General features: G+C 42.3%; 11 protein-coding genes. 10 read left to right on the top strand and 1 reads right to left on the bottom strand.

Translation table 11 applies throughout. The annotated features are described in order from the left end of the window. Positions 1 to 133 precede the first annotated feature (133 nt). The 10 genes from CHI06_RS14650 (at position 134) to CHI06_RS14605 (ending at position 9,887) form a co-directional block, all read left to right on the top strand. Positions 134 to 1,330, top strand: a complete 1,197-nt coding sequence (locus CHI06_RS14650) for an acyl-CoA dehydrogenase family protein (RefSeq protein ID WP_095249294.1) — start codon at positions 134 to 136, stop codon at positions 1,328 to 1,330. A gap of 51 nt (positions 1,331 to 1,381) precedes the next feature. Continuing rightward, positions 1,382 to 2,218 (top strand): FAD synthetase family protein, encoded by an 837-nt coding sequence (locus CHI06_RS14645; protein WP_095249293.1) that lies wholly within the window; start codon positions 1,382 to 1,384, stop codon positions 2,216 to 2,218. After that, positions 2,215 to 3,084 (top strand): isocitrate lyase/PEP mutase family protein, encoded by an 870-nt coding sequence (locus CHI06_RS14640; protein WP_095249292.1) that lies wholly within the window; start codon positions 2,215 to 2,217, stop codon positions 3,082 to 3,084. The genes CHI06_RS14645 and CHI06_RS14640 overlap by 4 nt, the downstream gene beginning before the upstream one ends. Before the next feature lie 13 nt (positions 3,085 to 3,097). Next, on the top strand, positions 3,098 to 4,519 hold the full coding sequence (locus CHI06_RS14635) for an FAD-binding protein (protein WP_095249291.1): 1,422 nt from the start codon (positions 3,098 to 3,100) through the stop codon (positions 4,517 to 4,519). Between the two features lie 17 nt (positions 4,520 to 4,536). Further along, positions 4,537 to 5,265 (top strand): SDR family NAD(P)-dependent oxidoreductase, encoded by a 729-nt coding sequence (locus CHI06_RS14630; RefSeq protein ID WP_095249290.1) that lies wholly within the window; start codon positions 4,537 to 4,539, stop codon positions 5,263 to 5,265. A 31-nt stretch (positions 5,266 to 5,296) separates the two neighbouring features. Then, complete coding sequence (locus CHI06_RS14625; RefSeq protein WP_095249289.1) at positions 5,297 to 5,743, top strand: GlcG/HbpS family heme-binding protein; 447 nt, start codon at positions 5,297 to 5,299, stop codon at positions 5,741 to 5,743. 6 nt (positions 5,744 to 5,749) lie between these two features. After that, entirely contained in the window at positions 5,750 to 7,126 is a 1,377-nt protein-coding gene (locus CHI06_RS14620; RefSeq protein WP_095249288.1) for an FAD-dependent oxidoreductase, read from the top strand. A 90-nt stretch (positions 7,127 to 7,216) separates the two neighbouring features. After that, positions 7,217 to 8,062, top strand: a complete 846-nt coding sequence (locus tag CHI06_RS14615) for an aspartate/glutamate racemase family protein (protein ID WP_095249287.1) — start codon at positions 7,217 to 7,219, stop codon at positions 8,060 to 8,062. A 36-nt stretch (positions 8,063 to 8,098) separates the two neighbouring features. Then, a complete protein-coding gene (locus CHI06_RS14610) occupies positions 8,099 to 8,893 on the top strand; it encodes an electron transfer flavoprotein subunit beta/FixA family protein (protein ID WP_095249286.1) in 795 nt (264 codons plus the stop codon). A gap of 13 nt (positions 8,894 to 8,906) precedes the next feature. Then, the gene (locus tag CHI06_RS14605; protein ID WP_095249285.1) at positions 8,907 to 9,887 is read left to right on the top strand and encodes an electron transfer flavoprotein subunit alpha/FixB family protein; all 981 of its coding nucleotides are present in this window, start codon (positions 8,907 to 8,909) and stop codon (positions 9,885 to 9,887) included. Between the two features lie 330 nt (positions 9,888 to 10,217). Here CHI06_RS14605 and CHI06_RS14600 read toward each other — a convergent pair whose 3' ends face one another. Then, positions 10,218 to 12,773: a rhamnogalacturonan lyase gene (locus CHI06_RS14600; protein WP_179292625.1), complete on the bottom strand. Its 2,556-nt coding sequence runs from the start codon at positions 12,771 to 12,773 to the stop codon at positions 10,218 to 10,220. Between the last annotated feature and the right edge of the window lie 93 nt (positions 12,774 to 12,866).

The raw sequence follows: 12,866 nt of genomic DNA, 5'->3' as shown, positions 1-12,866 counted from the left end.
AACTAATAATAGTTATCTAAAAACATTTGAAAATTGAAAGGTTTTTACCCTTTAAAAAAGTTTTGTAATTTTCTAAAATTTAACTAAGATCTTAAACGAATAAGCGAAATAAAATTGAAAAGGGGATTTTATAATGAACAAAGTAGCCTATAGTGATGCTTACCTTGTAGATAAGGCCAAAGCACTTGTTCCAAAGCTGAAGGAAAGAGCTAAAGAAACGGAAGAAATTCGCCGAATTCCTGAAGCAACCATAAATGAATTAAAAGAAGCTGGTCTTTTCAAGTTACTTCGTCCACAAATTTATGGCGGCTATCAAACGAGTATGAGAACCTATTCTGATGTTATTGTTGAAATTTCCCGCGGCTGTGCTTCAACAGGCTGGATTCTATCACTTTGTGCTATTCGAGAACTGATGGTGGCGGAATCATTTACGGAAAAAACGCATCAAGAAATATATGGAGAGAATGAGGATAATGTTCTTTTCGCAGGAGTCTATGAACCTAGAAAATGTATTGCCAGAAAAGTTGAAGGTGGATATTTAATCGAAGAAGGTTTCTGGATGTTCTGCTCAGGATCACTTCATGCGACTTGGGGATACTTCGGAATGGCTATCAGGGATGATGAAGGAAACCTCGTAGATCAAGCCTTAATGACACTTCCTTTCGAAGAATTAGAGATTATGGATGACTGGCATGTTATGGGGTTGAAGGGTACAGGAAGTAACAGCGTAAAAATGACGAACGTCTTTATTCCAGATCATCGAGTTGTTTCATTTGCAGATGTATTGAATGGACAATTTAAATCAGATCATCTCAGGGATATACCTTTATATAATACAGCACTTTTTCCAGCTCTAGCTTTATCTCTTGCATTGCCAGGATTAGGATTGGCCAAGGCAGCATTAGAATTTTTCCAAGTAACGCTTCCAAATCGAAAGGCTGCCCATATTGGTGTAGAAAATTTAGTTGATTCACCTACTCTCCATTCTTTACTTGCCGAAGCTGCGTTGAAAATTGATACCGCTTCCATGCATTACTACCGTGTGGCCGATGAATTAGATGCTTGGGCTGCCAGCGGTAATTTCATGGATAAGCCAGCACGAGTGAAGGCTCTAGCAGATATCGGTTATGCCAATCAAGTAAGTAAAGAAGCACTCGATATTTTAATTCTAGCAAGCGGTTCTGGTTATGTATATGAAGGTCATCCGCTGCAAAGGATTTTCCGTGATTTTTGGACGCTATATTCACACAGAACGCTTTCACCTTTAATCACCAAAGAAAATTATGGTCGCGTTCTATCCGGTTTAGAATCGAATGCACTAAGGTATTAGAGTGCTGCTAATCTACCAAAAAAAATCTTAATCAAGAAGAAAGGAGACTGTATGGAAACGATCTATATAAACCGTGATAATTTAGCAGATTGGCAGGGAAAGGCAAACGCATGTGTAATGGCCCTTGGTTTTTTTGATGGACTCCATTACGGACATCGAGAAGTAATTAAAACAGCTTTACGGATAGCGAAAGATAAGGGTGTATCGCTCGCAGTTATGAGTTTCTTTCCACATCCAAAGTCTGTCCTATCTAATGGGGAAAAACAAATTGACTATTTAATCCCCCTTTCTGTTAAGGAGAAAATTCTTCGGGGGCTTGGTGTCGATACGTTTTATATTGTTGAATTCACTAGGGAATTTGCCGCTCTATCACCTGAACAATATGTTAAAGATTATCTGGTCAATCTAGGGGTTATCCATGCAGTTGCTGGTTTTGATTTTACTTATGGCTCTAGGGGAATCGGAAATTTAGAGCGTTTGAAGAATGATTCCGGGGGAATCATTGATTTGACAAAGGTGGAAAAAGTAGCATGCCGTGGCGAGAAAATCAGCTCTACCAGCATACGTGAAAGATTAGTTGCAGGCAATGTAGAAGAACTGCCAGATTTTCTTGGCTGTTTGTATGAAGTAGAAGGAATGTGGGATGGTCAAACCTTCAAACTGAATCCATTCTATACACTTCCTGCCCCCGGAAAGTATGCGGTAACCATTAATATGGGAAATTTATCTATGCCTACAGAAGTGATTGTGGAAGAAAAATCTCTCAAACCTGTTTCAGAACTGCCGCTATATATATTTGGGAGGCTATCGATTGTTTGGCATCAGCGTATCTCCGAGGAGGCTCCCTCTTCTCGTCCTATTTTAAAAGTTGGAGGATTAACTCTATGAATAAATGTAAAGATTTTCAAAAGCTGCTTCATGAACCAGGTTCCTTTATCCTTCCTGGTGCCTATGATGCGATGTCTGCAAAATTAATAGAAGAAATTGGCTTTAAGGCGATTTACGCAACGGGAGCTGGTATATCCAATGCGCAGCTTGGCTGGGCTGACGTGGGACTTACTTCTCTAAAGGAAGTGGTTGATATTGTTGCAAGAATGGCCGACGTTACAAATATTCCGATAGTAGTAGATGGAGACACTGGGTTCGGTAATGCGATCAATGTCATTCGGACTGTAAAAGAGTTTGAACGCGCAGGTGTCGCAGCCATTCAGATGGAGGATCAGGTATCACCAAAGAAATGCGGTCATTTTAACGGAAAAGAAGTCATTTCTAAGGAAGAAATGGTAGGGAAAATCAAGGCGGCCTTAGATGCCAGGAAAGATGAAAATCTCGCGATAATGGCACGCACTGATGCAATTGCTGTCAATGGTGTGGAAGACGCGATAGATAGGGCTTTTGCCTATTACGAAGCGGGCGCCGATATTATTTTTGTAGAAGCACCAAATACAGTTGAGCAATTACGGCAAATTACAAGTTCACTAAAAGGAATCCCGCAGGTTATTAATTTAGTAGAGGGCGGCAAAACTCCGCTAATTTCCTTAAAAGAAGCAGAAGAAATCGGTTTTAAAATCATGCTGTGTGCAAATACAGCACTTCGCTCCGCCATTAAAGGGATTACTGAATCCTTAAGAATTCTTAAAGAAGAAGGCTCTCAGGAAAATCTATTACCTTTAATTTGTACCTGGGAAGAAAGACAGTCTCTTTTCAAACTGGGTCAAATCAAAGAGTGGGAAAAGAAGTATTTAAATATATAAGGAGGACCAAAAAATGGAGAGAGAATTGGATTATGACATTGTAGTAATTGGCTGCGGTGTGGCTGGAACAGCAGCAGCTTTGTCTGCTGCGGAAAGTGCCAAGAAAGAAGGAAGGAATTTACGAATTGCAATCTTAGAACGTACAGATTACGATCATCGAGGCGGAAATTCAAGGTGGACAGCGTCTTATATGCGTATGAAAAATATTGATGAAATAGCAGACAACTTTGTTGAAGATATGATGGCGTTCTCAGATCATTTCTCCGATAGGGAGTACATAGAAACGCTCGCAGATAACGCCGGCAGTACACTAAGGTGGGTCGAGGAAAAAGGGGTAGAATTCGATTACCTGCCAACGATGTTTTTAACTGCTTCAAGACCGCGGCTGCTTCCAGTCGGCGGCGGCCGGGCAATCATTGACACATTATCACGCCGTGCTGGCGGATTAGGTGTTGAGATTATTTATGAGGCAACTGCATGGAAATTACTACTTGATGATGAAGGTGCGATAAATGGACTTATGGTTCGGGTTAAGGGAGGAAATTCTCTTCAGCTGAAAGTAGGCGCCGTTGTTCTTGCTGCCGGCGGATTCCAGGGAAATCAAGAGATGATGGCACAGTATGTTGGCAGGGATGCACATAAAATTCGAACCGTTGCTGAAGGTGGCCTTTACAACAAAGGGGAAGGTATTCGGATGGCGATGGCAATAGGGGCGAAGGGAGCGGGTCAGTTCGATGCCTTTCATGCCGAACCAGTTGACCCTAGAAGTAAGCGGGAAGAAGCAGCCGTTATGACCTACCCTTACGCGATTTTGGTTGACAAAAATGGCAACCGTTTTGTTGATGAAGGAATTTCCACTGTAGATGAGCAATATGAAGCGGTAGCCCGCAAAATCTTCTACGATCTCCCTGACCATATCGCCTATATGATCAGTGACCAAAAAATGTATGATATTCCGAATTATGAGAGAGCAATAGAAACGGACAAACCGGCGATTGAGGCAGATACATTAGAGGAATTAGCAATGAAAATTGGGGTGCATGTAGATCAGTTGACGGCAACGGTAGAAGACTTCAATGCAGCTGTACAGCCAGGGGAATTCCACTGGGATAAGAAGGACGGAAAACAGGCTGTTGGGATTACACCGGCAAAATCAAACTGGGCCATAAGAATCGATAAGGCGCCATATGTTGCCTACCCAATTGTCTGTTCCAATGTTTTCACTAATGGCGGCTTAGCTTCTGATACGAATGGCCGGGTTTTATCACAGGATGATGATGTAATTCCAGGATTGTACGTTGCAGGTGAAACAGCTGGTCTTTATTATGGCAAATATCCAGGCGGCACATCCGTGCTTCGCGGACTCGTGTTTGGTAAACGTGCTGGTGAGCATGCAGCTTCTTACGTTAGTAGTGATAAAAAACTTAGTGTGTAAAGGAGGGGTGATTATCGTTGGAGTTAAATAATAAAGTTGCGTTTGTAACTGGCGGCGGCAGAGGGATTGGCCGGGAAACCTGCCTGCTTTTAGCAAAGCAGGGGGCAAAAGTAGCTGTTTTTTCTCGAAATCTAACAGAAACTTCGGAAGTGGCAGCTTATATTAGAGAAGAGCTAGCTGGCGAAGCCATCGCACTTTCTGGTGATGTACGCTCTGAGGAAGATGTTAATAAAGCAGTTCAGGAAACGGTAGAAAAACTCGGAACGATTGATATTTTAATCAATAATGCTGGTGTCATGCTGCTAAAGCCATTCGATGAAACGACGGTTGAAGAGTGGGACTTCGTCCAAGAAATCAATACCCGCGGTGTGTTTTTATGTGCGAAAGCAGTAGTACCGCAAATGAAAGAGAAAAGGAATGGTGTCATTATCAATCTATCATCCATTTGGGGAACAAAGGGCGGTCCTGACAGAAGTGCCTATATTACCTCGAAATTTGCGGTAATTGGATTTTCTAAAGCATTAGGTGAAGAGTTAAAACCGTTCAATGTTAGAGTAAATGCGGTCTGCCCAGGCCCAGTTGACACAAAGATGATGGAAGATATTGCACCAGAAGCGAACAAAGATAATTGGCTGCATCCAATTGACATGGCAACTGTAATTGTTGATTTATGTCTGCCAAAAATGAAAGCCGTATCCGCGACAGTAATTGAGGCATTTGGGAATGGAAGACCAGTAAATTTATAAACGAATATGTTAATAGAAAAGGGGAAAGAAAATGGAAAACTTTACAACAGCAATTGAATCAAAAAATATTAGCTTAGCTTTAGCAAATAAAATGCTCGAAGCTGCATTAGCTAAGGGACAAGAACTAGGAATTCCGTTTAGTATTGCCATTGTCGATAAGCCTGGAAATTTAAAAGCATTTTATGCGATGGATGGTGCTCCAGTTCTAAGTCTTGATATCGCTCAAAATAAAGCGTTTTCTGCTGCAGCCTACAATCGTGCAACACATGAATGGTATGACAGATTAAAAGACGATCCTCCACTTTTACATGGTATTGTTCATACGCCTAGATTAGTCATTTTTGGCGGTGGATATCCAATCAAAATCAATAACGAACTCATAGGTGGAATCGGAGTGAGCGGTGGGCATTATTCACATGATATGCAGGTATGCCAAGCAGCATTAGTAGTGTTAAAAGCTTTTGAGTCTGAGGTGTGATGGCAGATGGATTGCTATGAATTGATCATATTAGGCGGAGGACTGGCAGGAATGTGTGCTGCCGTGGAGGCTGGGGAGCAGGGCGTTAATGTCCTGCTCCTTGAAAAACAGGATGAACTTGGCGGCAGCACGGTCCTCAGTTCAGGGTATATGGCATTTGCAGGTACGGATATGCAGGAGAAGGCAGGAATAATCGATTCTACTAAATCCCTTTTGGCTGACATGGTGGAAGTTGGCGGTGGAGTAAATGAAAAAACACTAGTAGACGCTTATGGCGAACAACAGTTAGAAACCTATCAATGGCTGGTTGACCACGGTGTCGAGTTCAGATCGTTGGAAGCGGTAAGTGGTCATAGTGTTCCACGTGGGCATATTATTGATCCTCATCAAGCAATCCAGTCCTTATACCGAAGGGTTAAGCAGTTACCAAACGTGACAATTTGCTTTAATGCTCCAGCACGAAGACTACTTAAGAATGCTGAAGGTCGGATTGATACGGTATTATACGAGGCCGAAGGTGCAGAGAAAAAAGCGCTCGCGACTAAAGGGGTATTAATTGCCTCTGGAGGGTTTGCTAAAAGTGAAGAGCTGCTTGGTCATTTTGCACCGCAATTAAAGGGGGCACTAAGGATTGGTGGTGCTGGGAACCAGGGTGACGGAATTCGGATGGCTTGGGAACATGGTGCATGGGTCCAGGATCTGCCGTATTTAAATGGAACGTACGGTTTCCATCCAAGTGCAGCAGGACCGGTTAAGTCGCAGGGATTGGCTTTTTACAAAGGTGCAATTATGGTTAATCAGTTTGGTAAGAGATTCGTTAATGAGTCTATTTCTTATAAATTATTAGGTAAAGCAGCTTTCGAGCAGCCGGAGCAGATTAGTTATCAGGTTTGGGATCAGACTGTCATGGATAAGAGTGTATTTGATGATCCTCTCTATGACTTTGAATTGTTAAATAGACGCCGACTGCTATACAAGGCTGGTACCTTGGAGGAATTGGCAGATTGCATTGATGTTCCAATAGAAGTATTGGAAGATACCATTTCTAGATATAATCAAGGCGTTCTTAACGGAGAAGATCCAGACTATGGCAGAAATTCTTTGACACATAACTATGGAAAACCAACATCAATTGAAAAAGCCCCATTCTATGCATTCGAATCAACGGTCGCTATGCTGGCAACCTATGCAGGTGTGTCTGTCAATGCTGAAGCCAAGGTAGTGAATTCTTTCGGTGAGCCGATTCCGGGATTGTATGCAGCGGGAGAAGTAACTGGCGGATTCCATGGGGCCGGATACATGACGGGAAGTTCGTTGGGGAAGGCAGCGGTATTTGGACGGGTTGCTGTTCGGGAGGCATTGTCTGAGAACGCAGTTGTTTGAGAATGATAGATTGGTCGTAACGCAAATATAATTTGAGAAACGCAGATATAATTCGATACAATACAATTCCGTAAAAAGGAGGTCTTCTGTATGAAAATTTGGCATCAAAGTCTTACAACTATTGACCGGGTTCCCCATTATCGGGATGCAATCATCAAACATGTAAGCAGGATTGCTCGCCAGGATGTCGAGGTGGTTTTACATGGTATGTCGGAAGAGACGTATCCTTCCCACTACCCTGGGATCTTTATAACCCATTCCTACCTACAAAATCTCCACCGGGAACAGTTCGTACGAGCTGCACTTACAGCTGAAAAAGCCGGGTACGATGCAATGTTCATTGCAACCATACCGGACGTAGGGCTTTTGGAAGCACGTACGTTGGTAGATATTCCTGTAGTGGGGTATGGTCAAGCCTCCTTCCATATGGCATCCATGCTTGGGGACCGTATAGGAGTAGTAAATTTCCTAGCTCCATTAGCAGATCAACTCCGTCAGAATGCTGACAAGTACGGATTAGGAGGAAAACTTGGTCCAATCGTTCAAACTGAGGTGGGCTTTGAAGACATTATGGCCGGATTCAATGACCCTGAGCCGATCATTGAATCCTTCAAAAAAGCAGCGGAGCTGGCTATCGCAGATGGAGCCGATGTAATCATTCCAGGAGAGGGTCCAATGAATGTCTTTTTAGCGACACATGGAATTTCTAGAATTGGCGATGTGCCAGTGGTTGACTCCTTTGCGGCTGGAATCAAGATGTGCGAGTCACTTGTAGATTTGCGCAAAAATTCGGGTGTCTATATGACCCGTCGTGGATTCTACAATGCAAAGCCACCTGTTGAGGCAGTGGAAAGACTAAGGGAAATGTACGGATTCATACCTTCTCCTAATCCTAAAGACGACAAAGGGCTATCCGTTAAAGGGATAGGAGTTTAAAACGAAAAAGTGAACAAATAGAGAGGTGAAATTGAGATGCACATCGTTGTATGTCTTAAACAGGTTCTAGACCCGGAAATTACACCAAAATATTTTAAAATTGATCCCGAGACGAATCGTCCTGAGAATAGTGACACTGACTTTGTACTAGATTCATTTGCGGAGAATGCGCTTGAACTAGCTGTTCAACTTCGTGATAAGGTTCCTGGAGCTACTGTAACAGCACTTTGTCTAGGTGATGAGGAATCGGAGGAGGTACTACGCAGGGCACTCGCCTTTACTGCGAATGCAGCTGTAAGGGTGTGGGATGAAGAATGGGAGAATCTAGACGGACAGGCTGTTGGCCATATTCTAGCACAAACCATTAAGTCCTTAGGTGGAGCACAACTTGTGCTGACAGGGTACCAAGCAAGTGATATCGAGGAAGGTCTTGTTGGACCTGTTATGGCTGAAGAACTAGGAATTCCTTGTGTAACACTTGTTTCAGACCTTGAGGTGGAAGAGAATAGTGCAAAGGCTACTGTTGAAGTTGAAGGTGGATATGCTGTTGTCAGTGTTCCATCTCCTGCTGTATTTACCATCATAAGCTCTGAGACAAACGTTCCAAGGCTTCCGAAGGTCAAGGATATTAGACTTGCGAGAAGTAAACCCATTGTACTATTAGAATCAGACGATCTTAATCTTGATCCTGAGCGTTGTCAACCAGGTGTTAAGCTAGAGCGGGCATACGTCCTGAATATGGAAGTTGCTTGCGAGGTCTTGCCTGGCAATGATGGCGCAGAACTTGCTAGCGAATTAGCTGACCGGCTTTTTGCTCTCAAGATTATATAGGGGGAATTCAACTATGTCGAGAATTCTTGTATTTGCAAATCAACAGGGGGATGGCTTGAGTTCAGGTGCCAAGGAAGCGATAGCATTTGGCAGTCGCTTGGCTAGTTCCACTGGAGGCGAAGTTCGATCTGTCACACTTGGACCTTTTGCTGAGGCTGGCGCTAAGGAAGCAATAGCCAGTGGGGCAAGCATCGCTTACACCATTTCTAATCCTTTGCTAGCTGAATATGATGTTGAACTGTTTGTTAACAGCATCCATCCAGTTTTTCAACAGTCTGGAGCCGATATCCTTATCCTGTCCTTCGACAAGATGGGTAAGGATTTAGTAGGCAGATTAGCTACACGGAATTGCGCATCTGCTATTACGGAAGTAGTTGATTTTCATACCAGCAACGACAAACTAACATGGGTTCGCCCAATCTATGGAGACAAGGCATACGGGGAATACACTACTACCCGTTCTAAGGTGGTAGTTGGTATCCGTCAAAAGAGTCAGGAGTTAGCGGAGTTTGACGAGACAGCAACAGGTGAAATCATTCCAGTAGACTATTATCCTTCAGAAGAGATAATTGTAACGAAATTAGTTGTTAAGATTCAGTCGGCTTTGTCAGATATTCGGCTCGAAGATGCGTCAATTATTGTTTCTGGTGGACGAGGTATCGAAGGTGCTGAGGGCTTCAATATGCTTCAAACACTGGCAAACTTACTGGGAGGTACTGTTGGTGCTTCACGAGCAGCCTGTGATGCGGGCTGGGTTCCTTCTAATCTTCAAGTGGGGCAGACTGGTGCAGTTGTAGCTCCAGACCTTTATATTGCAGTAGGCATTTCAGGTGCCAGTCAGCATTTAGCAGGTATTACAAATGCAAAAACTGTTGTTGCCATTAATACAGACGTTGAGGCTCCAATCTATAAAAGGGCAAATATTGGAGTCGTAGCTGATTATAAGACTGTCATTCCTGCACTAACTGAAAAGTTAAAAAAAGTGCTAGTATAAAGGGTTCCGTTTTCTGGTGCTTTCTTATTAAAAGACACAAAAAGACGTATGAATTGGCATACGTCTTTTTCTTTATTTATCATTTGAATAAGCATCCAAGCTGATAAATAGGCGGAAAAATTCCTCTAATTTAGTAAATAGCTACGAAATTAGCTTAATTAGACGGAGAGTTTCCGCCTATTGGCTCGAAAATCGTTAAAAAGGGAGATTTTGCTTTGCATAGTCGGAAAATCTCCCCTTATATACTCCGAAACGAGCTCCATTATCCATCTAATCGGAAAATCTCCGCCTATAGCAATTGGCAGGGTGGTTGTTTTTATTATTACGTCTTTATTTTTGTTCCAACATGTCAATGAATAATTGAGCTTTATGTGTCAAGTTCAGTTTTGCACTAGAAGAGATGTAAGCCGCATTATTTTTTTTGTTGATTTCTAATACATATTTCTCCATAAATTTTAGTGCTTGCTTTTTAAATCCTTTTTCCAAGTGGTGTTCTGCCTGTTTGAGTGAATTTTCTAATTTAGAAGCTAACGGTCCAGTCAATTCTTTACTTGCTTTATATTCTGCCATTGTTTCTTCCAAAACTGACAGCAAACCTGGTGTAGAAAGATTTGGAAGAGGGACATTCGCCCAATTGGTATCACTTCCAAAGTAAAAGCTTGTATAAGAAGGCTGATTATAGGTTGTACTTTGTCTAGCTACTTCCGCTCGGTATTGGGCATCATGCATTAACGTATATAATTTGTGGTTAGTAACCTGAGTACTTGAGTAAATACGAATCGCTGAACTATCTTCGGTCCTTACTAGAAGTTCTTCTCTCCAGTCACCAAAGATATCTGCAACTAAACTTGGGTTGCCCTTTGTGCCGTTATTGGTTCTTGTGCCCTCAGCTGTAAGAACTCTTCCTTTTTTCCAATCATCAATGGTGGTGGTACCGTCACCTGAACCATTCACAATTTGAGTGGTCATATCACCAGCCCATTTAATATTCATATTTGTGCCAGGTGATGAGTTACTAATTTTGTTTCCATCGGCGCTCCACAATCCAACGGCCCAAGTTTCTAAACCAGGATGTGTTGGATCAATGTCACCAATCATTCCTCGTCCTGTATCCTTGCCAGTATAGCCACCATAAATAATTTCCCCTGTTTTAGCATCACGTAATGAATAGCCATAAGGTGCCCATGCAGCGCCTTCATGTACCATAAAGATTTCCATTCCAGGTCTGCTTGGGTCGATATCTGTTACATGCATCGCATCTCCATGGCCAAGTCTGGCAGTGGTTCCAGGTGATGCGCTTTCTGGAGGCATTATATCCATTGAACTGTATAACAAGGAGCCATCATCATCAATGGTCGCACTTCCGTATACGATTTCTTGTTTGCCATCTCCATCTACATCAGCTGCACTCAGGGAATGTGCTCCTTGTGTTGTTAGGATGCCAAATTCCGGATCAGTCCCGTCCCTGCCATGCGGACCATCATTAAATGGATTACTCATTGGTGTCCATCCGCTATCAACAGTCCAATTTTCTTTTAGTTCTTTACCATCCCAGCTATATGTAACGAGATTGGCTCTTGTGTAATAGCCGCGGGCAAACACGGCGTATGGCTTTTCTCCATCAAGATACGCGACATTTGCAAGGAACCGGTCGACACGGTTACCTGGTTCAATTCTAGACATTGCATAGTCGCCCCACATTAGGCCATCATCATGTCTGCTTGGTTTGTAATCGATCGTATCCATGTCTTCGCCTGTTTCACCATTGAAGACCGTTAAATATTCTGGACCCTCTAAAATAAAGCCTTCAAATGCTCGTAAATTATTTCGTCCGCTTCGACTTGGTGCAAATGTATCCATGAAATAATCTGTTAAACTCTCAGCATCTTCTTTTGATAATGGATAGTTGTATTGTTTATCAATACCAAAGGCTTCTTCAAGCGTGCTTGGCCAATTTCCATTGACCACTTCTTCATGCTCATGCCAGCCCAAAAACATGTCAACAACATGATTATAATAGTCTTCTCTGCTCATCCGATAATCATCTTCGTTACTATATCCAGCATCGATGTCTTTTTGAGGCATTGTAATAAACTTTTCAGAGGTGACATTTCCTTTATTATCAAACTTAACAATTTTAGTGCCAGGTGCAGTTTTGAACATTATTTCGGATTTGCCATCACCATCAAAGTTATAAACTAAGAACTGTGTATAGTGCGCACCAGAACGAATATTAACGCCTAAGTCTATCCGATATAAGAGTGTCCCATCAAATTTATAACAATCAATATAGGTGTTACCGGTGTATCCTACCTGTGAAACATCCTTAGAGTTAGAGGGATCCCACTTAACAAAATACTCATATTCCCCGTCTCCATCAACATCGCCGACACTCATATCATTTGCAGAATACGTATAACTCTCTCCTGCAGGGGTCACACCATCTGCTGGTTTCTTAAGCTGCAAGTCAACATATGATTGCTGCCAGGGAGTAATAGAAGAACTTTGATCCAACTCTATTCCATCTAATACAGAACGAACATAATAGCTGGAATCGGAGTCGCCATCTTGATCTACAAAGTTGGTGCTGTCTTCAACACTTGCAATCAATTTACCATCACGATATACATTGAAGTTGACACCTGTTAATCCTGTTTCCGAATAACCTTTCGCTTCATTCGCTAATAATCTCCAGCTTAGGAATACTCCCTCAGAGGTTGGTGCGGCAATTAAACCTCTGTCGAGATACTCTAATTGGATGCCTGTTAGATCACTAGTAACATTGTTTTTCTGGACCTCAACAGCAGATACACCAGATACACCTGTTAATAGCAGGGGCAATGCTAAAGCAGTGGATAGTACTTTTTTTGTATTTGTCTTCTTCAAATTTATTCTCCTCCTTCATTTTTTTGATACGGTTCTTCATAAAAGGCTGTGTTAAAGGTAAATTTATGATTTTAGAACTCTGTTGATTTGTGC

Origin of the sequence: Bacillus sp. 7884-1, from assembly GCF_002272245.1 — a bacterium.
GTDB lineage: Bacteria > Bacillota > Bacilli > Bacillales > Cytobacillaceae > Neobacillus.
This window is presented reverse-complemented; position numbering and strand designations above follow the sequence as displayed.